The organism is Streptomyces sp. NPDC040589 (assembly GCF_055594445.1).
In genome coordinates, this window is record NZ_JBVIWP010000012.1 from 234,815 (window position 1) to 257,480 (window position 22,666).

General features: G+C 72.1%; 20 protein-coding genes. 14 read left to right on the top strand and 6 right to left on the bottom strand.

Annotated features, from left to right (window positions below):
- The first annotated feature begins 65 nt into the window (after positions 1–65).
- Both ACZ58V_RS37300 and ACZ58V_RS37305 read left to right on the top strand, forming a co-directional pair.
- Complete coding sequence (locus ACZ58V_RS37300; protein WP_471295644.1) at positions 66–1,643, top strand: sensor histidine kinase; 1,578 nt, start codon at positions 66–68, stop codon at positions 1,641–1,643.
- The gene (locus ACZ58V_RS37305; RefSeq protein ID WP_471295646.1) at positions 1,640–2,296 is read left to right on the top strand and encodes a response regulator; all 657 of its coding nucleotides are present in this window, start codon (positions 1,640–1,642) and stop codon (positions 2,294–2,296) included. Before ACZ58V_RS37300 ends, ACZ58V_RS37305 begins: the two co-directional genes overlap by 4 nt.
- 12 nt (positions 2,297–2,308) lie before the next feature.
- On the opposite strand, the gene ACZ58V_RS37310 is transcribed toward ACZ58V_RS37305, so the two are convergent.
- Positions 2,309–2,950, bottom strand: a complete 642-nt coding sequence (locus tag ACZ58V_RS37310; RefSeq protein ID WP_471295648.1) for a phosphatase PAP2 family protein — start codon at positions 2,948–2,950, stop codon at positions 2,309–2,311.
- 175 nt (positions 2,951–3,125) lie between these two features.
- On the opposite strand from ACZ58V_RS37310, the gene ACZ58V_RS37315 reads away from it, so the two are divergent.
- Positions 3,126–4,016 (top strand): hypothetical protein, encoded by an 891-nt coding sequence (locus tag ACZ58V_RS37315; RefSeq protein ID WP_471295651.1) that lies wholly within the window; start codon positions 3,126–3,128, stop codon positions 4,014–4,016.
- Positions 4,017–4,125: 109 nt separating this feature from the next.
- Here the strand turns inward: ACZ58V_RS37315 and disA are convergent, their stop codons facing one another.
- Positions 4,126–5,250, bottom strand: a complete 1,125-nt coding sequence (gene disA, locus ACZ58V_RS37320; protein ID WP_382585555.1) for a DNA integrity scanning diadenylate cyclase DisA — start codon at positions 5,248–5,250, stop codon at positions 4,126–4,128.
- An 80-nt stretch (positions 5,251–5,330) separates the two neighbouring features.
- Positions 5,331–6,740 carry a DNA repair protein RadA gene (gene radA / locus ACZ58V_RS37325; protein ID WP_189725893.1) on the bottom strand — a complete coding sequence of 470 codons (1,410 nt, stop codon included), beginning with the start codon at positions 6,738–6,740 and terminating at the stop codon, positions 5,331–5,333.
- A 195-nt stretch (positions 6,741–6,935) separates the two neighbouring features.
- Here radA and ACZ58V_RS37330 point away from each other — a divergent pair, with 195 nt between their 5' ends.
- Positions 6,936–8,642, top strand: a complete 1,707-nt coding sequence (locus ACZ58V_RS37330; RefSeq protein ID WP_471295654.1) for a BACON domain-containing protein — start codon at positions 6,936–6,938, stop codon at positions 8,640–8,642.
- A 27-nt stretch (positions 8,643–8,669) separates the two neighbouring features.
- Here ACZ58V_RS37330 and ACZ58V_RS37335 read toward each other — a convergent pair whose 3' ends face one another.
- Positions 8,670–9,470 carry a DUF3109 family protein gene (locus ACZ58V_RS37335; protein WP_468192482.1) on the bottom strand — a complete coding sequence of 267 codons (801 nt, stop codon included), beginning with the start codon at positions 9,468–9,470 and terminating at the stop codon, positions 8,670–8,672.
- 71 nt (positions 9,471–9,541) lie between these two features.
- Between ACZ58V_RS37335 and ACZ58V_RS37340 the strand changes: the two genes are divergently transcribed.
- The 4 genes from ACZ58V_RS37340 to ilvD all read left to right on the top strand — a co-directional run bounded on the left by ACZ58V_RS37340 (position 9,542) and on the right by ilvD (position 14,044).
- On the top strand, positions 9,542–10,474 hold the full coding sequence (locus tag ACZ58V_RS37340) for a Ppx/GppA family phosphatase (RefSeq protein ID WP_468192480.1): 933 nt from the start codon (positions 9,542–9,544) through the stop codon (positions 10,472–10,474).
- A 97-nt stretch (positions 10,475–10,571) separates the two neighbouring features.
- Complete coding sequence (locus ACZ58V_RS37345; RefSeq protein WP_468192479.1) at positions 10,572–11,396, top strand: sugar phosphate isomerase/epimerase family protein; 825 nt, start codon at positions 10,572–10,574, stop codon at positions 11,394–11,396.
- Positions 11,393–12,049, top strand: coding sequence for a TetR/AcrR family transcriptional regulator (locus ACZ58V_RS37350; protein ID WP_471295657.1), 657 nt, complete (start codon positions 11,393–11,395; stop codon positions 12,047–12,049). The genes ACZ58V_RS37345 and ACZ58V_RS37350 overlap by 4 nt, the downstream gene beginning before the upstream one ends.
- Before the next feature lie 141 nt (positions 12,050–12,190).
- Entirely contained in the window at positions 12,191–14,044 is a 1,854-nt protein-coding gene (gene ilvD, locus ACZ58V_RS37355; RefSeq protein ID WP_468192477.1) for a dihydroxy-acid dehydratase, read from the top strand.
- Between the two features lie 33 nt (positions 14,045–14,077).
- On the opposite strand, the gene ACZ58V_RS37360 is transcribed toward ilvD, so the two are convergent.
- Positions 14,078–16,207, bottom strand: a complete 2,130-nt coding sequence (locus ACZ58V_RS37360; RefSeq protein ID WP_471295659.1) for a protein kinase domain-containing protein — start codon at positions 16,205–16,207, stop codon at positions 14,078–14,080.
- Positions 16,208–16,389: 182 nt separating this feature from the next.
- On the opposite strand from ACZ58V_RS37360, the gene ACZ58V_RS37365 reads away from it, so the two are divergent.
- From ACZ58V_RS37365 to proC, 6 genes are all read left to right on the top strand, one after another.
- On the top strand, positions 16,390–16,701 hold the full coding sequence (locus tag ACZ58V_RS37365) for an SH3 domain-containing protein (RefSeq protein ID WP_468192475.1): 312 nt from the start codon (positions 16,390–16,392) through the stop codon (positions 16,699–16,701).
- A 305-nt stretch (positions 16,702–17,006) separates the two neighbouring features.
- The gene (locus tag ACZ58V_RS37370; protein WP_471295662.1) at positions 17,007–17,486 is read left to right on the top strand and encodes an EamA/RhaT family transporter; all 480 of its coding nucleotides are present in this window, start codon (positions 17,007–17,009) and stop codon (positions 17,484–17,486) included.
- 60 nt (positions 17,487–17,546) lie between these two features.
- Positions 17,547–18,398, top strand: a complete 852-nt coding sequence (locus ACZ58V_RS37375; protein ID WP_471295665.1) for a class I SAM-dependent methyltransferase — start codon at positions 17,547–17,549, stop codon at positions 18,396–18,398.
- 32 nt (positions 18,399–18,430) lie between these two features.
- A complete protein-coding gene (locus ACZ58V_RS37380; RefSeq protein ID WP_471295667.1) occupies positions 18,431–19,246 on the top strand; it encodes an ABC transporter ATP-binding protein in 816 nt (271 codons plus the stop codon).
- Positions 19,243–20,040 carry an ABC transporter permease gene (locus ACZ58V_RS37385; RefSeq protein WP_471295669.1) on the top strand — a complete coding sequence of 266 codons (798 nt, stop codon included), beginning with the start codon at positions 19,243–19,245 and terminating at the stop codon, positions 20,038–20,040. The genes ACZ58V_RS37380 and ACZ58V_RS37385 overlap by 4 nt, the downstream gene beginning before the upstream one ends.
- A gap of 103 nt (positions 20,041–20,143) precedes the next feature.
- The gene (proC, locus tag ACZ58V_RS37390) at positions 20,144–20,956 is read left to right on the top strand and encodes a pyrroline-5-carboxylate reductase (protein ID WP_189725906.1); all 813 of its coding nucleotides are present in this window, start codon (positions 20,144–20,146) and stop codon (positions 20,954–20,956) included.
- A gap of 40 nt (positions 20,957–20,996) precedes the next feature.
- Here the strand turns inward: proC and trpS are convergent, their stop codons facing one another.
- Positions 20,997–22,031 (bottom strand): tryptophan--tRNA ligase, encoded by a 1,035-nt coding sequence (trpS, locus tag ACZ58V_RS37395; RefSeq protein ID WP_471295671.1) that lies wholly within the window; start codon positions 22,029–22,031, stop codon positions 20,997–20,999.
- Positions 22,032–22,666 lie beyond the last annotated feature (635 nt).

Consider the following 22,666-nt stretch of genomic DNA (forward strand, 5'->3'; position numbering starts at 1 on the left):
AGAGGGCGAGGTACCTGACGATCGGCAGCAGTGCCGCCCCGCTGTCCGCCGATAGCGTCGGCCGAATGGAACGACCTCGTTCGGCGCGGCTCGCCCGGGGCGCCCTCCTCTGGGCCGCCCTCGCCCTTCCCGCGCTCACGGCTGACCGGATCGGTCTGAACGAGCCGCGCACGGTCTGGCAGCAGGCGGCCGGTGCGGCGATGCTGGCCGCTGCCGCCGGACTGTCCCGGCGGCTGCCGCTCGCCGCCTTCGGGCTGACGGCCGCCCTGAGCCTGGCCGCCGCCCCGGCCCTGTTCACCGTCTCCTACGGCCCGGCCCTCGGTGTGTCCGCGCTGCTGCTCGGGCTGCGGGCGGGCCGGGCCCGCCCCGCGGTGCTGTGCTTCGCCGCCGTCGGCTGCGCGGGCACCGTGCGGATCGTGCTCGTCGGGGTCGACCCGGCCCCCGAGTGGCTGGTCATGACGGGCACGCTGCTCTTCGGCTGCGTCTTCCCCTGGCTCGGCGGGCGCTACTGGCGGCAGAGCCGCGAGCTGGCCGCGGAGGGCTGGCTGCGGGCGGCCCGCCTGGAGGACGAGCAGCGCCTCGCCGAGGAACGCGCCCGGCTGCGCGAGCGGTCGAGGATCGCCCAGGACATGCACGACTCCCTCGGCCACGAGCTCAGCCTCATCGCCCTGCGCGCGGGCGCCCTCCAGGTCGCCCCCGGCCTCACCGGCGAACACCGGACAGCGGCGGCCGAACTGCGTGGCGCGGCCGCCGACGCCACGGACCGGCTGCACCGCATCATCGGCGTCCTGCGGGAGGACGACGACCCGCCACCGCTGACCCCCGCGGGCGAGACCCTGGAACAACTCGTCGCCCGCGCCGCGGCGTCCGGACTCTCGGTGCGCTGGGAGCAACCCGCAGCGCAGGACACGCTCACGCCCCCCGGCGGCCTCGCCGAACGGCTGCTGTACCGCGTGGCCCGGGAGGCGCTGACCAACGCGGCACGGCACGCCCCGGGCGCCCCCGTGGCCGTGGCGGTGACAGGGCGGGACGGGGGGACGTCCGTCACGCTCACCAACGGCCCGCCTACCGAGCCGAGTTCCCGGCCCTCCGCGGGCGGCACGGGCCTGCTCGGGCTGCGGACCGCGGTGACCTCGGTCGGCGGCACGTTCGAAGCGGGCCCGCAGGGGGAGGGTTTCCGCGTCAGTGCGTACGTCCCCGCACAGCGGACCGCGACCAGACCGGCACCCCCCGCCCTCGCCCCGATCACCCACGCCCGCCGCCGCGTGGCCGCCGGCCTCGGCATCGCGGCCGGCGCGGGCGTCGTCCTCGTCGCTGGCGCCTTCGGCTGGTACGCGTACGTGGAGAAGCACTCGGTGCTCGCACCCGCCGCGTACGCGACACTGCGCCTGGGCGCCCCGGCCGCCGACATCGAGCGCGTGCTGCCCGAGCGGGACGTGAACGACCCGCCCGCCGATCGGGCGGCGACACCGGCACCGGAGGGCGCCGACTGCCGTTACTACCGGGCGAGCGGTGAGCTGTTCGTCTCCGTCGACCACTTCAGACTGTGTTTCGACGCCGGGCGGCTCGTCGCCAAGGACGTGGTCCCGCGCGCCGGCCTGTCCGGCGAAGGCCGGGAAGAACACGAGGAGTTCTCACAGTGATCCGCGTGCTGCTGGCCGACGACGAGACGATGGTGCGGGCCGGGGTGCGCGCCATCCTGGGCAGCAGCGGGGAGACGGAGGTCGTCGCCGAGGCGGGCGACGGCCGCGAGGCGGTCGAGCTGGCCCGCGCCCACCGCCCGGACGTCGCCCTGCTCGACATCCGCATGCCGCGCCTGGACGGCCTCACGGCGGCGGAGGAGATCGTCCGGACCGCGCCCGGCACGGCCGTCGCGATGCTCACCACCTTCTCCGAGGGCGCCTATGTCACCCGCGCCCTCGGCGGCGGCGCCACCGGGTTCCTGCTGAAGTCCGGGGACCCGTACGAACTGATCGCCGGCGTACTGGCGGTGGCCGCGGGCGCCGCGTTCCTGTCGCCGAAGGTGGCCCGGTACGTCATCGACGAGGGCCTCGGCGGCGGCCGGCTCACCCGCGAGGCACAGGCACGCGCCCGCGTGTCCGCCCTCAGCCCCCGCGAACGCGAGGTGCTCGGCCTGGTCGGCGCCGGCCTGTCCAACCCGGAGATCGCCGCCCGGCTGCACCTCGTCGAGGGCACGGTGAAGGCGTATGTGAGCGCGGTACTGGACCGGCTGGGCGTGCGCAACCGCGTGCAGGCGGCGATCGTGGCGTACGAGGCGGGACTGGTGGAACCGTGACGCCCCGTCGGCTCAGGACCGCGCATGCGTCCCGTACGACGGCACGCCCGCCGGCCCCGGCCCGATGACCCACCGCGCGGCCGGTGACGCCGAGCCGCGCATCGCCCCGGCCAGCCGCGTCATCGGGCCCGTGCCCAGCCGTACGGCGACGAGGGCGACGAGTGTGCCGAGGCCCAGCCCCGCGACCACGTCGTGCGGATAGTGCACGCCGACGTAGACCCGGGAGAAGGCCATCAGCAGGGCGAGCGGGGCCGTCAGCCACAGGAGTGTGCGCCGGACCAGGGCCAGGGCGACGGCCGCGGCGCCCGCGATCGTGGCGTGGTTGGACGGGAAGGACCAGTCGCCGTGTGGCGGACACTCGGCCAGGGACGTCGCCGCACCGGCGACCGCCCGGCACGGACGCTCCTGCGTGACAGCGGACTTGAGCACCTCACTGCACGCATACGCCACAGCCGTGGCCAGAGGTGCAAGGGCCGCGATCGCGAACGCGTGGGGGGTGTCGCGGCGGGCACGCCACCAGGCGGATGCGAACAGCAGGGCGAAGACCAGCAGTCCGGCCTCCGTCCATAACTCTGCCCCGTGCCGTATCCACACCGGGGAGCCGTCGGCGAAGTCGGTGATGTCGCGGTAGAGAGCGGTGTCCTCGAAGTCCATGGTCACGGACGGTAGGTGACGGGCCGATCCCGTCACACCCAGCGATCGTCAGGTGCCGTACCTGACGAAAGGCAGGGGTGGGGCGGCTCCTTCCGGCATGATGATCCGGAAAAGTTGTGAGCCTGAGCGGCGGGTGGGACCGGCGAACGCGCCGATCTCTCGTAAGGTTTGCGCCGTGGGATCTCTGCGCAATCCGGTCGGGCCGCTTCCCTCCTCCATCTACTGGCGACGGAGGGTCGTACTGGTGTCCGTGGCTGCCCTGTTGGCGCTGCTGACCACCTGGCTCGTGACCATGGGCGGCACCGGCGGCAAGGACCGCGACAACGGCGCCAACGGCAAGAATCCCGCGCCCTCCATCACTCCCGGCCCGTCGAGTTCGGGTCCGGCCATCAGCCAAGCGCCGGGCGGGCGCGACGAGTCGGGCGACGAGGGCTCGGGCGGCTCGTCGGCCGGGTCCGGGGCAGGGTCCGGCGGCGGTTCCGGTGACGGCTCGGGCGGCGGTTCCGGGGACGGCTCCGGCACGGGCTCCGGCGGCGGTTCCGGCTCCGGCGGGGCCGAGGGGTCGAGCGGTTCGGGCGGCTCCGGCGGTGCCGGTGGCTACGACGGCGGTACCACGGTGGGCGGCGTCGGCGCGGGCGACACGCTGCCGGCCGGTTCCATGCTGCCCAACTGCACCGCGAGCATGGTCAAGTTCAGCCTGCGCAGCCAGCACAACAGCTACGACCCCGAGCAGACGCCCACGTTCCTGCTGACCGCGCGGAACGTCTCCGGCCACGACTGCAAGATCGATCTCGGGCCGAAGAACGCGGTGTTCACCATCGCCGAGGCGAGCGCCGACGACGACTACTGGTCCTCCAAGGACTGCCCCAGGGTCGCCGGGAGCCGGCTGTACCGCGTTCCCGCGGGCAGCGGCATCACCTACGCCCTGAAGTGGGACCGCAAGCCCAGCGCCCCCGAATGCGCCACGCCTCCCTCGGGCTCGGCCGGGGCGGGCACGTTCCTGGTGGAAGCCAAGGCTCCGGGCTACGCGAAGGTGCAGACGTCGTTCGTCCTGAAGAACGATTAGCCGCTTGTCGTTCAGTCGACCGCGTGGCCTTCATGCGTGAGGGGGGTGTTCCCGGCCGGGAACACCCCCCTCACGCATCAGCGTGCGCCGACGGCCGGACGTACCGCTCCTAGACGTACCGCTCCAGGATCGACGACTCCGCCAGTCGCGACAGGCCCTCGCGCACGCTGCGCGCCCGGGCCTCGCCCACGCCGTCCACCGTCTGGAGGTCGTCGACGCTCGCGGCGAGCAGCTTCTGCAGGCCGCCGAAGTGCTCCACCAGACGGTCGATGATCGCGCCGGGGAGCCGGGGCACCTTGGCCAGGAGACGGAAGCCGCGCGGGGACACCGCCGAGTCCAGCGTCTCGGGTGAGCCCGTGTAACCCAACGCCCGGGCCACGATGGGCAGTTCGAGCAGTTCGGCGTGGGTGAGCGCGTCGAGCTCGGCCAGGGCCTCGTCGACCGTGCGGGACCGCTTGGCCGTCGGCTCGGGGACGTAGTCCCGGACGACCAGCTCGCGCTCGGGCTCCACGCCGGCGATCAGCTCGTCGAGCTGGAGGGCCAGCAGGCGCCCGTCCGTGCCCAGCTCCACCACGTACTCGGCGATCTCCGTGGCGATGCGGCGCACCATCTCCAGGCGCTGGGCGACCGCCGAGACGTCCCGGACGGTCACCAGGTCCTCGATCTCCAGCGCCGACAGCGTGCCCGCGACCTCGTCGAGGCGGAGCTTGTAGCGCTCCAGGGTGGCGAGGGCCTGGTTGGCGCGGGACAGGATCGCCGCCGAGTCCTCCAGGACGCGGCGCTGGCCGTCGACGTACAGGGCGATCAGCCGCATCGACTGGGAGACCGAGACCACCGGGAAGCCGACCTGCCTGCTGACGCGGTCCGCGGTGCGGTGCCGGGTGCCGGTCTCCTCCGTGGGGATCGTCGGGTCCGGGACCAGCTGCACGCCCGCGCGCAGGATCTTCGACAGGTCCGAGGACAGCACGATGCCGCCGTCCAGCTTGCACAGCTCGCGCAGCCGGGTCGCGGTGAACTCGACGTCCAGCACGAAACCGCCGCTGCACAGCGTCTCGACCGTCTTGTCGGAGCCCAGCACGATGAGACCGCCGGTGTTGCCCCTGAGCACCCGCTCCAGGCCGTCACGCAGGGCGGTTCCGGGTGCCACGGCGCTCAGTGAAGCGCGCATCAGGCCATCGGTACCGGCACTCCCACCGGATTTTCCGGGAGCTGCTGCCCGGTCGTTGGCTGCCACTGCACTCCTCCGGTCGCAGGTTCTGGGGCGCCCCGTGTCGCACACTTGGTTCGCACGGACGGGCGAGACCTGGGCAAAGTCTACCGGCGACCCTCCTCGTCCCGTGGGGCCTCTCTGCGACGGGAGCGCGGAAGGACCCGCAGCGCGTCCCCTATGTCGGAGACTTCCAGAACCTTCATACCCGCGGGGATCTTGCCCGGGTCGCCCGGTACCAGGGCGTGTGTGAAGCCCAGGCGGTGGGCTTCCGCCAGCCTGCGCTGCACGCCCGTGACCCGCCTCACCTCACCCGCGAGGCCGACTTCCCCGATCGCGACCAGGTTCTTGGGGAGAGGTGTGTCACTCGCCGCGCTCGCCAGGGCGAGGGCGACGGCCAGGTCCGCCGCGGGCTCCGAGAGCTTCACACCGCCGACCGTCGCGGAGTAGATGTCCCGCTTGCCCAAGGCGCTGATCCGGCCGCGCTGTTCCAGCACCGCCAGCATCATCGAGACGCGGGAGGTCTCCAGGCCCGAGGTGGTGCGGCGCGGGGAGGGGATCTGCGAGTCGACCGTGAGCGCCTGGACCTCGGCGACCAGCGGGCGGCGGCCCTCCAGGGTGACGGTCAGACAGGTGCCCGGGACCGGTTCGGCCCGACGTGTCAGGAAAAGTCCGCTCGGGTCCGCGAGGCCCGTGATGCCCTCGTCGTGCAGTTCGAAGCAGCCGACCTCGTCGGTGGTGCCGTAGCGGTTCTTGACACCTCGTACGAGGCGGAGGCGGGCGTGCCGGTCGCCCTCGAAGTGCAGCACCACGTCCACGAGGTGTTCCAGCAGGCGCGGGCCCGCGATGGCGCCGTCCTTGGTGACATGGCCCACGAGCAGCGTGGACATGCCGCGTTCCTTCGACGCCCGGATCAGGGCCCCGGCGACCTCCCGCACCTGGGCCATGCCGCCGGGCGCGCCGTCGATCTCCGGGGAGGCCACCGTCTGCACCGAGTCCAGGATCAGCAGCGACGGCTTCACCGCGTCCAAGTGGCCCAGCACCGCCGCCAGATCCGTCTCGGCGGCCAGGTACAGATGGTCGTCGATGGCGTTGATGCGGTCGGCGCGCAGCCGGACCTGGCTCGCCGACTCCTCGCCCGTGACGTACAGCGTGCGGTGCTCGTCGCTCGCCGACTTGGCCGCCACGTCGAGCAGGAGCGTCGACTTGCCGACGCCCGGCTCGCCCGCGACCAGCACCACCGCGCCGGGGACCAGGCCGCCGCCGAGCACGCGGTCCAGCTCGGGCACGCCGGTGGTGCGGGCCGTCGCCCGGCGGCCGTCCACCTGGCCGATGGGCAGGGCGGAGGTGGTGACCCTGCCCGGTGCCGTCGTACGGACCGCGGGTGTGCCGTACTCCTCGACCGTCCCCCAGGCCTGGCACTCGGGGCAGCGGCCGAGCCACTTCGCCGTCTGCCACCCGCACTCCGTGCAGCGGTAGGACGGGCGGTCCTTGGTGGTCTTCGTACGGGCAGCCATGGACGAACCGTAGCCGCAGGCACTGACACCGCGGGGACCGGAGCGCGCGGCCACCCGCGCGCCAGGCCCCCGCCACCCCGCGCCAGCGGCGGAACAACAGGTTCCTGTCCCCTATTGAGGGATCGTTTCACCCGTACGGATTAAATGTGCTCAAGCCGCCGGAAGGTAACACTCCCGGCCCCCTACGGTCGCCGAATGACGAGCAGTACGCCGGAGATCTCGACCCGCTCGGCCGGCGCCCACCGGGCGCACCGGGAAGCGCGTGACCGCGGTGCGGCGCGCACGCTGGTGCAGCGGCCGCCCGCGCGCTACGAGCCCTACCTGGACGGCCTGTTCACCTACTGCCTGTCCGTGCTGTGCGACCACGACGCCGCGACCGCCGCCCTGGGCGACGTCCTCGCGCTCGCCGAACGCCGCGGCCGGCACGTCCCCGAGGCGCCCGCTGACCGCAGGGCCTGGCTGTATGCGCTGGCCCGCTGGGCGTGCCTGCGGGGGCTGGCCGAGGCCAAGCAGAAACGTACGAGCAGCCACGCGGCGGGCCGCGCGCAGCGCGTCGACCGCCCGGCCGCACCGGTCCTCTCCGAGGAGGTCCAGGAGCGGCGCCGCGGCGAACTGGCCCTGCTGGCCTGGCCGGAGGCCGCCGGAACCACCCCGGAGCAGCGGGAGGCGCTCGAACTGGCCGTGCGCCACCACCTCGCCGCCCACGAGGTCGCCGCCGTCCTCGGCATGGACCTCGCCGCCACCCGCGACCTGCTCGCCTCCGCCGCCTGCGAGGTCGAACGCACGCGTGCGGCCCTCGCCGTGGTCGAGACCGGGGCGTGTCCGAGCGTCGCCCACCTCGTCGGCGACGACCGGCTCGTGCTCGGCACGGCCCTGCGCCGCGAGCTCGTCCGGCACGTCGACGACTGCCCGCGCTGCCGCCGCACCGCCGAGCGCGCCATCCCCGGCCGCTGGCCCGGCACCAGCGTCACACCCGCCGCGCTGCCCGTCCTGCCCGCGCCTCTCGCGGCCCTGCACGTCGCCATGGCCCACCACCCACGCGCGCGGGGCGCGGCCCCCCGCTTCGACCGGCGCGGCTACCCGATGGACCCCAAGGACCGCGCCGCCCGAAGGGACCGTCTCCGCGCGCGTGCCGTCACCACGACCGTCGTCGCCACCGTCGTGGCCGCCCCCGTGCTCGCCCTGTGGGCCGCCTACCGGGGCACCCCCGTGGGCGAGGCGCAGGACGGCCGCTCCGCCTCAGCGCTGGAGGTGGACGACCCGCTCGGCCTGGACGGCGAGATGGCCGGCGGCGGCTACGAGAACACCGGCAACGCGAGCACCAGACCCGGCCCCCGCTTCGGCAAGAACGGCAAGGCCGACGTGTCCGTGGAGGTCATCGGCGTCGCCGTCGCCGGCCGCGCGAGCGCTCTGGACGTCACGGCGGACAACACCGGCGACACCACCCTGATCACCCTCGCCGCCACGGGCCCGGCCCCGGTCCGCTGGTCCGCCTCCACGGGAGCCGACTGGCTCTACCTCAGCCAGTCCTCGGGAACGCTCCGGCCGGGCGAGTCGTTGACGATCAAGGTGTACGTCGACCATCTGCGGGAGCCCTCCGGCCCCTGGCACGCACAGGTGGCGGTCGCACCCGTCGGCGCCGTCGTCCACATCGAGGGCTTCGGCACCGCGCCCACCCCCTCCGATCCCGGCCCCGGCCCGGACCCCCACCCCAGTGACCCGCCGCCGACGCAGCCCGACCCGACGCCCACGACCTCGGCGCCGGACCCCGACCCGACGCCGACCACCCCGCCTCCGTCGCCCGACCCGGACCCCACGCCCACCGACCCGGGCCCGAGCGACCCGACGGACTCGACGCCCCCGCCCTGGGAGGGCGACGACCCGAGTCCGCCCACGTCATAGACGCACGTCGGCCGACATCAACGCAGGTCAGACGACCGGATCCGCCGGATGCGGTGCCAGCAACGGCAGCTGCGAGGCCAGCCGCTCCTCGCACAGCTCGACCAGCCGGTCGTAGCCGGCCTTGCCCATCAGCTCGATCAGCTCCGGCCGGTAGGACACGTACACCGGGTCGCCCGCGCCGTGCGCCGAGGTCGCCGACGTGCACCACCAGTGCAGGTCATGACCGCCCGGCCCCCAGCCGCGGCGGTCGTACTCACCGATCGACACCTGCAGCACGCGCGTGTCGTCGGGCCGGTCGATCCACTCGTACGTCCGCCGCACCGGCAGCTGCCAGCACACGTCCGGCTTGGTCTCCAGCGGCTCGCGGCCCTCCTTCAGGGCGAGGATGTGCAGCGAGCAGCCCGCGCCGCCCGCGAAGCCGGGCCGGTTCTGGAAGATGCACGAGCCCTGGAAGGGGCGTGTCTGCCGGTCACCGTCCTCGTCCTCGGAGATCCAGCCGCTGCTCGTGCCCTCGGCGTGGTTCTGCCAGATGTCCGGAGTGAGCCTCGCCACATGCTCGGCGACCCGCTTCTCGTCGTCCTCGTCGGAGAAGTGGGCACCCAGCGTGCAGCACCCGTCGTCCGCGCGGCCGGCCTGGATGCCCTGGCAGCCGCTGCCGAAGATGCAGTTCCAGCGAGAGGTCAGCCATGTCAGATCGCAGCGGAAGACCTGCTCGTCGTCCGCCGGATCAGGAAACTCCACCCACGCGCGGGCGAAGTCGAGGCCCTTCTCGTCGGACACCGCGGCCCCCGATGATTTGTCGCGCTTCGCCTTTTTCGTCTTTGGCACAGCTCCAGGGTACGGGCCTTGTCCCCCTACCGAGGACGGCGGACGGCCCGGCTGGCAGTAGCGTTCCGTACATGAGACTCGGTGTCCTCGACGTGGGATCGAACACGGTGCATCTGCTCGTGGTGGACGCGCATCCCGGCGCGTGCCCGTTGCCCGCGCACTCGCACAAGGCGGAACTGCGCCTCGCCCAGCTCCTCGACGACGACGGCGCGATCGGCCCGCACGGCGTCGACCAGCTGGTCTCGGTCGTCCAGGAGGCGCTCCAGGCCGCCGAGGACAAGGGCGTCGAGGATCTGCTGCCGTTCGCCACCTCCGCCGTGCGCGAGGCCCGCAACGCCGATGACGTCCTCGCGCGTGTGCGCGCCGAGACCGGCGTCGAGCTCCAGGTCCTCACCGGCGCGGAGGAGGCCCGCCTCACCTTTCTCGCCGCCCGCCGCTGGTTCGGCTGGTCGGCCGGAAAACTGCTGGTCCTGGACATCGGCGGCGGCTCCCTGGAGATCGCCTACGGCATCGACGAGGAGCCCGACGCGGCCGTCTCGCTGCCGCTGGGCGCCGGCCGCCTCACCGCCGGCTGGCTGCCCGGCGACCCGCCCTCCCCGGACGACGTCCGTGCCCTGCGCCGCCATGTGCGCACCGAGATCGCCCGCACGGTCGGCGAGTTCAGCCGCATCGGCTCCCCCGACCACGTCGTGGCCACGTCCAAGACCTTCAAGCAGCTGGCCCGCATCGCCGGCGCCGCACGCTCCGCCGAGGGCCCCTACGTCCAGCGCGAACTCAAGCGGGAGTCCCTGGAGGCCTGGGTCCCGAGGCTGGCCGGCATGAAGGAGGCGGAACGGGCCGAGCTGCCGGGCGTCTCCGAGGGCCGGGCGAACCAGCTCCTGGCCGGTGCCCTGGTCGCCGAGGGCGCGATGGACCTGTTCGGCGTCGAGCGCGTGGAGATCTGCCCGTGGGCGCTGCGGGAGGGCGTGATCCTGCGGCGCCTGGACCACATGGAGTCGGTGTAGGAGAGCTGCGAAGGACATGCACCCCCGCCGTGGCAAACACCACAACGGCGATGAGGCCCCCCGCCCCGCCCCGACCACACCCCGTAATCTGTCCTGCATGGCAGAGCCAGCCGTAAAGATCCCGGACGCGAAGGTCGCCCTGTCGACGGCCTCGGTCTACCCGGAGTCGACGGCCACGGCCTTCGAGATCGCCGCACGCCTCGGCTACGACGGAGTCGAGGTCATGGTCTGGACGGATCCCGTGAGCCAGGACATCGAGGCGCTGCGCAGACTCAGCGACTACCACCAGATCCCGATCCTGGCCGTCCACGCCCCCTGCCTGCTCATCACGCAGCGCGTCTGGTCCACCGACCCCTGGACCAAGCTCCAGCGGGCCCGCGCGGCGGCCGAGAAGCTCGACGCGAGCACCGTCGTCGTACACCCGCCCTTCCGCTGGCAGCGCCAGTACGCCCGGGACTTCGTCACCGGCATCTGGCGCATGGCGAACGAGACGGACGTACGGTTCGCCGTCGAGAACATGTACCCCTGGCGCTACCGCGACCGCGAGATGCTCGCGTACGCCCCCGACTGGGACGTGACGAAGGACGACTACCGGCACTTCACGATCGACCTCAGCCACACCGCGACGGCCCGCGCCGACGCACTGGACATGGTCGACCGCATGGGAGACCGCCTCGGCCACGTCCACCTCGCCGACGGCAGGGGATCGGCCAAGGACGAGCACCTGGTGCCCGGCCGCGGCACCCAGCCCTGCGCCGAGGTGCTGGAGCGGCTCGCCCTGACCGGCTTCGACGGGCACGTCGTCATCGAGGTCAACACCCGCCGCGCCATGTCGAGCGCGGAGCGGGAGGCCGACCTGGCGGAGGCGCTGGCCTTCACGCGCCTGCACCTGGCCTCGGCGGTGAAGGTGCCGCGACGATGAGCGACCGGCCGTCGCACGAGCCCCCGGCCGGAACCGGCACAGGAACCGGAACCGGCACCACCGCCCGCCGCCGGGGCCGCCCCCCGCGCACGGAGTCGGCCGACACCCGCGACCGCATCCTCACCGCCGCCCGGGACGAGTTCTCCGAGCGCGGCTTCGAGAAGACGTCCGTGCGCGGCATCGCCAAGGCCGCCGAGGTCGACTCGGCGCTCGTGCACCACTACTTCGGCACGAAGGAGCAGGTCTTCGAGGCGGCGATCACCCAGTCCTTCGCCCCCGCCATCGAGGCGCCGAAGGCCATCGAGGAGGGACCGCTCGACGGCGTGGGGGAGCGCCTGGTCCGCTTCTTCTTCGGCATCTGGGAGAACCCGGCGACCCGCGCGCCCCTGCTCGCCATCGTCCGCTCGGCCGTCACCAACGAGACGGCGGCCGCCGTCTTCCGCCGGATCGTCGCCACCCAGGTGCTGAGCCGCATCGCCGGCCGCCTCGACCTGCCGGACGCCGAACTGCGGGCCGAGCTCGCCGCCGCCCAGCTCGTGGGCACGGCCATGCTGCGCTACGTCATCAAGGTCGAACCACTGGCCTCGGCGGACCTGGAGCAGATCATCGAGCGCCTGGCCCCGGTCGTACAGGGCCATCTCACCAACCCCTGACCCGCCGAGGACAGCCGTCGACCGAGACACTCATCCCGCATTTCGGACACGCCGTCCCGCCCTCTGGATGACCGGCGTACGCTCGATGGCAGTCAGAAATCTCCGAATCCTCTGACGCAGTCTCTGAAGGAGCGAGCGACGATGCCCGAGCTGAGGTCCCGCACAGTCACCCACGGCCGCAACATGGCGGGCGCCCGCGCCCTTATGCGGGCCTCCGGTGTACCGGGTGCGGACATCGGCCGCAAGCCGATCATCGCGGTCGCCAACAGCTTCACCGAGTTCGTGCCGGGCCACACCCACCTCCAGCCGGTCGGCCGGATCGTCAGCGAGGCGATCGTCGAGGCCGGCGGCATCCCGCGCGAGTTCAACACCATCGCGGTGGACGACGGCATCGCCATGGGCCACGGCGGCATGCTGTACAGCCTCCCCTCCCGCGACCTCATCGCGGACTCGGTCGAGTACATGGTCGAGGCCCACTGCGCCGACGCCCTGATCTGCATCTCCAACTGCGACAAGATCACCCCGGGCATGCTCAACGCGGCCCTGCGCCTGAACATCCCGACGGTGTTCGTCTCCGGCGGCCCGATGGAGTCCGGCCGCGCGACGCTGGTCGACGGCACGGTCCGCACGCTGGACCTGGTCGACGCGATCTCCGACGCGGTGAACGACAAGATCTCGGACGAGGACATCCTCCGTATCGAGGAGAACGCCTGCCCGACCTGTGGCAGCTGCTCCGGCATGTTCACGGCCAACTCGATGAACTGCCTCACCGAGGCCATCGGCCTCTCCCTCCCCGGCAACGGCTCGGTCCTGGCCACGCACACCGCGCGCAAGCAGCTCTACGTCGACGCGGCGAACACGGTCATGGACATCACCCGCCGCTACTACGAGCAGGACGACGACACGGTCCTGCCGCGCAACGTCGCCACCATCGCGGCCTTCGAGAACGCGATGGCCCTCGACATCGCCATGGGCGGCTCGACCAACACGATCCTGCACCTGCTGGCCGCGGCCCAGGAGGCGGACGTCCCCTTCGGCCTGGAGGAGATCGACGCGGTCTCCCGCCGCGTCCCCTGCCTCGCCAAGGTCGCCCCGAACGTCGCCAAGAACCGCACGTACTACATGGAGGACGTGCACCGCGCCGGCGGCATCCCCGCCCTCCTCGGCGAACTGCACCGCGGCGGCCTGCTCAACGAGGACGTGCACTCGGTCCACAGCCCCACCCTGTCCGACTGGCTGAAGACCTGGGACGTGCGCGGCGGCTCCCCGTCCCCCGAGGCCCTCGAACTGTGGCACGCGGCCCCCGGCTGCGTCCGCTCCGCCGAGGCCTTCTCCCAGTCCGAGCGCTGGGCGTCCCTCGACGAGGACGCCGAGGGCGGCTGCATCCGCTCCGTCGAGCACGCGTACTCCAAGGACGGCGGCCTCGCGGTCCTCAAGGGCAACCTCGCGGTCGACGGCTGCGTGGTGAAGACGGCCGGCGTCGACGAGTCCATCTGGACCTTCGAGGGCCCGGCGGTCGTCTGCGAGTCGCAGGAGGAGGCCGTCGAGAAGATCCTGCTGAAACAGATCACGGAGGGCGACGTCGTCGTCATCCGCTACGAGGGCCCCAAGGGCGGCCCCGGCATGCAGGAGATGCTCTACCCGACCTCGTACCTGAAGGGCCGCGGCCTCGGCAAGGCCTGCGCCCTGATCACCGACGGCCGCTTCTCCGGCGGCACCTCCGGCCTCTCCATCGGGCACGCCTCGCCCGAGGCGGCCGGCGGCGGCACCATCGCCCTCGTCGAGGACGGCGACCGCATCCGTATCGACATCCCGAACCGCACCATCGAACTCCTCGTCGACGACGCCGAACTGGCCCGCCGCGAGGAAGCCCTGAACGGCGTCTACGCCCCGAAGAACCGCGACCGCAAGGTCTCCGCCGCCCTGCGCGCCTACGCCGCGATGGCGACCAGCGCGGACAAGGGCGCCGTGCGGGACGTGTCGAAGCTCGGCTGAGCACCCCGGGGCCGCCCCGCGAGGCGGCGGCCCCTACCAGCCGGCCGGATCACGCCCGTCCACGCCGAAGACGGTGCCGTCCGGAGCACCGACGTAGACATGGTCGTCCACGACCACGGGCTCGGGCAGCGTGGCCGGAACCCGGTCCGACTGATCCCCCAGCCGGGGAGACGTCTGCCCGACGAGCTTCCCGCGCCGCGCGTCGACGGCGAGCAGCCGCCCGTCCGGCGTGGTGACGTACACGTACCGATCGTCGGCGACGGGCACGGACCCCCGGGCCACACCGGTCTGCAGACTCCACAGCTGCTCGCGCGCCTTCAGATCGACGGCGACCAGCCCCCCGCCCTCCGCCATCAGATGGACGACGTCCCCACGCACACTGCCCTGAACCCCCTGCAACGGGATACGCAACGGCACACGCTCGCTCGTCCGCCCCTCCGGGCTGTACCGAACCACGGCCCGCGCCTCCCCGCGCACGGCATCGACGGAGACGAACACGACCCGCCCGCCCACCGTCCCGATCGGCTCCAACGCCCCTTCGAGCCGCGCGTCCCACCGCACCTCGCCGGTGCCGGGATCCACCGCCGTCACCTTCGTCGTGGCCCCATCACCGGCCACGGTCGCCGCGTACGCCAGCGGATCCCCGGGGAACGCCGTGAAGTACGGCACCTCCTGTCCCGGAATCGGCTGACGCCACTTCACGTCCCCGGAGGCACTGTCCACACCCGTCACCGTGCCGTCGGCCGCGGTGAGGAGCACCATCCCTCCCACCGCCTGCACCCCACCCGACATGGACATGGCCTGCCGCCGGACCACATCACCCGACTCCGGATCGAGCGCGGTCAGCCGCTCCCCGTGACCGAGCCCGGCCAGCACCAGATCACCCGACACGACCGGAGTCCCACTCGGCGGCCCCTCGGCGGCGATCCCCTCCAGCGGGTACTTCCACAGCAGACGCCCGTCGGCCGGATCGAGAGCGAAGACCAGCCCGCTCTGCGCGCAGAGCAACTTCCCGGCCGCGTAAGAGCACAGAGGGGTGCCACCCGTCCGGGACAACGGCGTCGCCGTCCACGCCGTGAAGGCGGCAGCCGTGGTCCGCGGTGCACTGACCGCGGGCGCCGGAGCGGGACCGCCCCCGAGCAAGGGCACCGCCGCGAGCGCGCCGACGACGGCCAGCCCGAGGGCACCGGCCCCGAGAGCGGCCCGCCTGCCGAGGCGCGGCCTGGACCGACGAGGGGCCGCGACGGCCGCCGGCTCACCCGCACCCGGCGCCTCACCCGCATCTGGCGTCTCGTCCACGCGCTGCGCCGGTATGAACACCTGCGTGTCGTACGACGCCGCCACCGACCGCAGTTCCCGCATCAACTCGTCGGGCGAGGGCCGGTCCTCGGGCTCCTTGGCGAGACACCGCAGCACGAGCGGCGCCAGCTGCTCCGGTACGCCGGTCAGCTCGGGCTCGTCATGCACCACCTGGTACGCGACGACGTAAGGACTGTCGGAGTCGAACGGCCCCCGCCCGGTAGCCGCGTGCACCATCACCGACCCGAGCGCGAAGACATCGGCGGCGGGTCCCACTTCCCTGGGCCGCCGGAACTGCTCGGGCGCCATGAAGGGCGGCGTGCCGATCAGCTTCCCGGTCTCGGTGCGCAACTCGCTGTCCTTTGGCCGGGAAATGCCGAAGTCGATGACCTTCGGCCCGTCCTCGGCGAGCAGGACATTGCTCGGCTTCAGGTCCCGGTGCACGACCCCGACCCGATGGATGTCGCGCAGCGCCTCGGCGAGCCCGGCCATCACCCGACGCAACTGCGCAGGGGCCAAGGGCCCGTTCCGCTTCACCTCCTGGGCCAGCGTCGGCCCCGGGATGAACAGCGTGGCCATCCAGGGCCGCCCGGCCTCGGGATCGGCATCCACCACGGGCGCGGTGAAGGCCCCGCTGACCCGCCGGGCCGCAGCCACCTCCTGCCGGAAACGCCCCCTGAACTCGGGGTCCTCGGCGAACTGCGCGTGCACGACCTTCACGGCCACCTTCATCCCGGAGGTGCTCCGGGCCAGATGCACGACCCCCATGCCGCCCGACCCCAGACGCTCTTCGAGTCGATAGTGACCGGCAAATTCAGGAAGTTCCGCTTCCGGGCCCGCTCCGGCGTTTCCCTGCGCCGCCATGGAACCACCCCCGTGCTGTTCGTCCGCGCGCGCGACGCACGGAGCCTAGTCGATGACTCGTACGAGACAGAGGCGGCTTGCTAGCCTCCGCTGGCGAATCGCGCACAAGTGTTTGATGGCGTGATTCAGGGGAATCAACGGGACCCCATGGCTGCCATGGGGTTCAACGGGGGAGGTTTTTCATGTCTGTAGAACAGGTCAGACCCAGCACCGGCATGCCGGTGGTCACCACACTGGCCGCCGCGGCCACGTACTACTCGATCGCACCCGGCGTCAGCCTCAACGTCCGCAGCGGCCCCGGCACCGGCTATCCGATCGTCAGGACCCTGCCGGAGGGCGCCCGGGTGGCCATCCACTGCCAGACACCCGGCACCCGCGTCACGGGCCCGTACGGCACGACCACCATCTGGGACAACATCGCGAGCGGCCAGTACATCTCGGATGCCTACGTGAACACCGGCAGCGACGGCTACATCCGCCCCCGCTGCTCCTGACCCGCACCACACAACCGCGAGCGGCCCGCCCCCACTGCGGGCCGCCCGCGGCATGTGCTCGTGGGACCACCGCGCACCCGCACCCGCGCACGGCGAGAAGGGGACGTGTCGGGGGGTGTCCGCCCGCAGCGGTTGGCGCGTCAACGCCAGTCAATTGGTCTCTCACCCCATCGCGCCGTTCCGAGGACGGACACCCCCCGACGCGGCCCCGACCCACACCCACCGCGCAGGCGCGCGACGCGCACCCCCGCCAAAGCCCCACAGGCCGCCGCAGGCCCCCCGCACCCCCGCGCGATAATCAGCCCGTGAGCGCAGAGAACGGCACCCCACCCCCCGGCCCGACCCCCGAACCCATCCGCTTCTTCGGCACGACCTGGCTGAACCACGACAACGGCTACACCCCCCGCCGCATCGCCGTCGCCGTCGGCTCACTGGCCACCGCGGCCGCCGCCTGCCTGGTCCTCCGCCTCGCCTACCAGGGCCTCCAGATCGCCGCGATCGGCGGCTTCGTCTCGCTCCTCATGATCGTGATGTTCGCGATCTGCAGCGCGATGGCCTTCCGCCACACCTGGGACGGCTTCACCCGCCGCCCCGACCCCGACCGCCAGGCATCCCTCCGCGGCCTCCTGGCCATCGGCTTCGTCGGCTCCCTCCTCGCGTACTTCTTCCGCTCCCTCACCGAGGCCCCCGGCGAGAAGCTGCACCGCGAGGAGTACAAGGCAGCCCGCAAGCGACACGAGAAGAAGACCACCCGCCGCCCGGGGAAGAAGCGCCGCCGCGCATAGCCCGCCCCCTCTCACCGAAATCTCACCGCACCCCACCCCACCCCCGGCCACCATGGCCGTATGACCACACCTCCCACCGCCCACCACCCCACCCCCGGAGCACGCCCCACCCCCGAACCCGCACCCACCGAACCACCCACCCCCGACCCCGAACCCACCCGAACCACCCGAGCCCACTCCTTCAACACCGCCGCAGCCCAATACGCGGCCAACCGCCCCTCCTACCCCCCAGCCCTCTTCGACGCGATAGAAGCCCTGGCCGGCCACCCCCTCCCCGGCTCCCGCGTCGCAGACATCGGCGCAGGCACCGGCATAGCGACCGCCCTCCTGAACGCCCGAGGCGCAGACGTCATCGCGGTGGAACCCGGCGACGGCATGGCAGCGCAATTCCGCCGCACCCTCCCCGCCATCCCCATCGTCCGAGGCACCGGCGACGACCTCCCTCTCGCCACCGCCTCCCTCGACTTCGTCACGTACGCCCAGGCCTGGCACTGGACCGACCCCGCCCGAGCCGTCCCGGAGGCCCTCCGCGTCCTGCGCCCCGGCGGCTCACTCGCCCTCTGGTGGAACACCGACGCCCTCGACGTCCCCTGGATCGCCGAGGCCGCCGCCCGCACCGGGCGCCACTTCGGCATCGACATCTCCGCCGAGAAGCGGAACGTCAACGCCCGCGCCGCCGACCCCACCGGCCGCCTCGACTTCACCCGCCGCACGGTCCGCTGGAGCCGCCGCGTCCCGGTCGACACCCACCTCGCCAACCTCGCCAGCCACTCGGTCTTCCTGGTCCGCGGCGAGGAACACACCGCGTCCTTCCTCGCCGCGGAACGCGAGCACCTGCTCAGGGCCTTCCCGGACGGTTCCGTCGAGGAGGTCTACGAGGTCGTCCTCCTGCTCGCCAAGACTCCTGCTTGACGCGCACCACCCCCGGGAGCATTATTCATCGCATGATGAATAATGCTCCCAGCCCACCACGCCCGGGCGCGAACACGACCACAGACCCCACGGCCGTACACGCCGAAAACCTCACCGTCGCCCGTGGCCCCCGCACGGTCCTGCGAGCCCTCGGCTTCACCGTCCCCCGCGGCCAGATCACCGGCCTGCTCGGCCCCTCCGGCTGCGGCAAGTCGACCCTCATGCGCTCCATCGTCGGCACCCAGGCCAAGGTCACCGGCACCCTCGACGTCCTCGGCCGCCCCGCAGGCCACCCCACCCTGCGTACCCGCATCGGCTACGTCACCCAGGCCCCGTCCGTCTACGACGACCTGACCGTCCGCCAGAACCTCGACTACTTCGCCGCGATCCTCGACCCCGGCCGATCCGCCACCGACCGCCGCCACGACAACGTCACCCGCGCCACAGCCGACGTCGACCTCACCACCCACGCCGACTCCCTGGCCGGCAACCTCTCCGGCGGCCAGCGCAGCCGCGTCTCCCTGGCCGTCGCCCTCCTCGGCACCCCCGAACTCCTGGTCCTCGACGAACCGACCGTCGGCCTCGACCCGGTCCTGCGCCGCGACCTCTGGAACCTCTTCCACGACATCGCGGCAAGCCGCGGCGCGACCCTCCTCGTCTCCTCCCACGTCATGGACGAGGCCGAGCGCTGCCACCGCCTCCTCCTCATGCGCGAAGGCGAGCTCCTCGCCGACGACACCCCCGAAGCCCTGCGCACCACCACCGGCGCCGAAACGGTCGAGGAGGCCTTCCTGCACCTGGTGGATGAGGCGAAGGCGGCATCCCGCCCGAAGGAGACGACACGATGACGACGCCCCGCACCACAACCGTCACCCCCACCCCGCCGAACACCTCACCGAAAGCCCTGAGCGCGGCCCGCACCACCGCCACCACCACCCGCGTCCTGCGCCAGCTCACCCACGACCCGCGCACCATCGCGCTCCTGCTCCTCATCCCCTGCGTGATGCTGCTCCTGCTCCGCTACGTCTTCGACGGCAACCCCCGCACCTTCGACAGCATCGGCGCGTCCCTCCTCGGGATCTTCCCGCTGATCACGATGTTCCTGGTGACCTCCATCGCCACCCTGCGCGAACGCACCTCGGGGACCCTCGAACGCCTCCTCGCCATGCCCCTCGGCAAGGGCGACCTGATCGCCGGCTACGCCCTCGCCTTCGGCACCCTCGCGATCATCCAGTCCGCCCTGGCCACGGGCCTCGCGGTCTGGTTCCTCGGCCTCGACGTCACCGGCAGCCCCTGGCTCCTGCTCCTGGTGGCCCTCCTCGACGCCCTCCTCGGCACGGCTCTCGGCCTCTTCGTCTCCGCCTTCGCGGCCTCGGAATTCCAGGCGGTCCAGTTCATGCCGGCGGTGATCTTCCCCCAGCTCCTGCTCTGCGGCCTGTTCACCCCGCGCGACACCATGCACCCGGTCCTGGAGACCATCTCCGACGTCCTCCCCATGTCCTACGCCGTGGACGGCATGAACGAGGTCCTCCACCACACCGACATGACGGCCACCTTCGTACGCGACGCCCTGATCGTGGCGGGCTGCGCCCTCCTGGTCCTGGCCCTGGGCGCGGCGACGCTACGACGCAGGACGGCGTGAGCCGGGCCACCCGACATCCCGCCCACCGGACACGCGAGCCACCCCGCCCTCCCCGATGCGACGATGGACACCGGACGACGCACCCCCGGAGGCACCCCGCGCCATGACCCAGAAAGTCGCAGTCCTCGGCACCGGCAAGATCGGCGAAGCCCTGCTCAGCGGAATGATCCGCGCCGGCTGGAACCCGGCCGACCTCCTGGTCACCTCCCGCCGCCAGGAACGAGCCGAAGAACTCCGCACCCGCTACGGCGTCACCCCGGTCACCAACCCGGAAGCCGCGAAGACCGCCGACACCCTGATCCTCACGGTCAAACCGCAGGACATGGGCACGCTCCTCGACGAACTCGCCCCGCACGTCCCCGCCGACCGCCTGGTCATCAGCGGCGCCGCCGGCATCCCCACGGCGTACTTCGAGGAGCGACTCGCCCCCGACACCCCGGTCGTCCGGGTCATGACGAACACCCCCGCCCTGGTCGACGAGGCGATGTCCGTCATCTCCGCCGGCACCCATGCCACCGCCGGCCACCTCGCCCACACCGAGGAGATCTTCGGCGCCGTCGGCAAGACCCTCCGCGTCCCCGAGTCCCAGCAGGACGCCTGCACCGCCCTCTCCGGCTCCGGCCCGGCCTACTTCTTCTACCTGGTCGAAGCCATGACCGACGCCGGCATCCTCCTCGGCCTGCCCCGCGACAAGGCCCACGACCTGATCGTCCAGTCCGCCATCGGCGCCGCGACGATGCTCCGCGACAGCGGCGAGCACCCGGTCAAGCTCCGCGAGAACGTCACGTCCCCCGCCGGCACGACGATCAACGCCATCCGCGAACTAGAGAACCACGGCGTACGAGCCGCCCTCATCGCCGCCCTCGAAGCCGCCCGCGACCGCAGCCGCGCCCTGGCCTCCGGCAACAACAGCTGAAGCACCCGGGGGCGGGCCGATCACCCGCCCCCGCCGCACATCACACCGTCAGCGCGGCACCCGCCTCAGCCACCTCCGACACGGCCGGCAGCAACCCGATCGCGCCATAGGCGGCATCCACAGTCGGCCGGGCCATCCCCCGCGCCCGCGCCGCCCCGTCCCGCAGCACGCGCTCCACATACCCGGGATCCGCACACAATTCCTTGTGCCGCTCCTGCACAGGCCGAAGCACCTCGACCACAGCCTCGGCGGTGTCCTTCTTCAGCGCCCCGTACGACGGATACGCACCGGCCAGCTCCTCAGGACTCCCACCCGAGCACGCGGCGAGAATCTCCAGCAGGTTCGCGAGCCCCGGCCGGGCCTCCCGGTCGTACACGACCTCCTGCCCGCTGTCGGTCACCGCCCGCATGACCTTCTTCCGCATCACGTCCGGCTCGTCCAGCAGATAGACGATCCCCGGCCCGACGTCGTCGCTCTTGCCCATCTTCGACATCGGATCCTGCAGATTCATCACCCGGGCCGCGACTTCGGGACGCGTGGCCCGAGGCACCACGAACGTATGCCCGTACCGCTGGTTGAACCGCGCGGCGATATCCCGAGCGAGCTCCACATGCTGTCGCTGGTCGTCCCCGACCGGCACCTCATCGGCCCCGTAGGCCAGGATGTCCGCCGCCATCAGCACGGGGTAGGTCAGCAGCGACAGCCGCACACTCCCACCCCGCCGCTGCTCCCGCGCGGCCTTCTCCTTGTACTGGATCATCCGCCGCATCTCACCGTCGGTGGCCACGCACTCCAGCACGTACGACAGCCGAGCGTGCTCGTCCACATGGCTCTGCACGAACACCGTGCACACCTCCGGATCCAGCCCGGACGCCAGCAGCAACGTCGCTGCCTGCCGGCTCAGCCGGCGCACCCGCGCCGGATCGTGCTCCACGGTCAGCGCATGCAGATCGACGACACAGAACAAGGCATCGGCCTCGTGCTGGTCGACGGCAGCCCACCGCCGCATGGCTCCCAGGTAGTTCCCCAGCGTCAGATGCCCCGTCGGCTTGACCCCGCTGAAGACCCGTGTCATCTCTCCTCCACCTCCTGGCCAGGACCGCCGCCCCGGGCGGCCGCCCCTCGGTGGTTCCGGAGGGAGAAACAAGAACGGCCGCCGAAGCGGCGGCCGTTGAATGCATACGTGAGAACGGCCGCCGTCAGGCGGCCCACCACAGCTGGGTGCACGTACGCGTCGTCATGCACCTCAGACTACGCCCCTGGAGTGCCGCCCGCCCTTGAGTTGACACGCCCAGACCCGATCCGTAGTGTTCTCCGAGTTGCCCGACGTGAGCACCGACTCCGGTCGGTCCCCGGGCAGCCACTCCGCAAGTACCAACCACTCTTCGACGCGCAGTACACCTGTCGTCGTCTCATTGGTATGCGTATTTACGGAACGAGGAATCCCGTTCGAAAGGACGCGGCACCCGATTGGCTCGGGAGCCGGGGAATCCGCTAAAGTCTCACTCGTCGGAACGGCCCAACAGCCGCAAAGACAAACCCCCACTGACTGGGGATCAGGCCCGAAAGGATCTGATAGAGTCGGAACCGCCGGAAAGGGAAACGCGGAAGCGGGAACCTGGAAAGCACCGAGGAAATCGGATCAGAAAGATCTGATAGAGTCGGAAACGCAAGACCGAAGGGAAGCGCCCGGAGGAAAGCCCGAGAGGG

Excerpts from the sequence above, each read along its gene's own strand:
- ACZ58V_RS37300 (WP_471295644.1), top strand. The coding sequence starts at position 66 with ATGGAACGACCTCGTTCGGCGCGGCTCGCCCGGGGCGCCCTCCTCTGG.
- ACZ58V_RS37310 (WP_471295648.1), bottom strand. The coding sequence starts at position 2,950 with ATGGACTTCGAGGACACCGCTCTCTACCGCGACATCACCGACTTCGCC.
- radA (WP_189725893.1), bottom strand. The coding sequence starts at position 6,740 with ATGGCTGCCCGTACGAAGACCACCAAGGACCGCCCGTCCTACCGCTGC.
- ACZ58V_RS37330 (WP_471295654.1), top strand. The coding sequence starts at position 6,936 with ATGACGAGCAGTACGCCGGAGATCTCGACCCGCTCGGCCGGCGCCCAC.
- ACZ58V_RS37340 (WP_468192480.1), top strand. The coding sequence starts at position 9,542 with ATGAGACTCGGTGTCCTCGACGTGGGATCGAACACGGTGCATCTGCTC.
- ACZ58V_RS37345 (WP_468192479.1), top strand. The coding sequence starts at position 10,572 with ATGGCAGAGCCAGCCGTAAAGATCCCGGACGCGAAGGTCGCCCTGTCG.
- ACZ58V_RS37350 (WP_471295657.1), top strand. The coding sequence starts at position 11,393 with ATGAGCGACCGGCCGTCGCACGAGCCCCCGGCCGGAACCGGCACAGGA.
- ilvD (WP_468192477.1), top strand. The coding sequence starts at position 12,191 with ATGCCCGAGCTGAGGTCCCGCACAGTCACCCACGGCCGCAACATGGCG.
- ACZ58V_RS37360 (WP_471295659.1), bottom strand. The coding sequence starts at position 16,207 with ATGGCGGCGCAGGGAAACGCCGGAGCGGGCCCGGAAGCGGAACTTCCT.
- ACZ58V_RS37365 (WP_468192475.1), top strand. The coding sequence starts at position 16,390 with ATGTCTGTAGAACAGGTCAGACCCAGCACCGGCATGCCGGTGGTCACC.
- ACZ58V_RS37375 (WP_471295665.1), top strand. The coding sequence starts at position 17,547 with ATGACCACACCTCCCACCGCCCACCACCCCACCCCCGGAGCACGCCCC.
- ACZ58V_RS37380 (WP_471295667.1), top strand. The coding sequence starts at position 18,431 with ATGATGAATAATGCTCCCAGCCCACCACGCCCGGGCGCGAACACGACC.
- ACZ58V_RS37385 (WP_471295669.1), top strand. The coding sequence starts at position 19,243 with ATGACGACGCCCCGCACCACAACCGTCACCCCCACCCCGCCGAACACC.
- proC (WP_189725906.1), top strand. The coding sequence starts at position 20,144 with ATGACCCAGAAAGTCGCAGTCCTCGGCACCGGCAAGATCGGCGAAGCC.
- trpS (WP_471295671.1), bottom strand. The coding sequence starts at position 22,031 with ATGACACGGGTCTTCAGCGGGGTCAAGCCGACGGGGCATCTGACGCTG.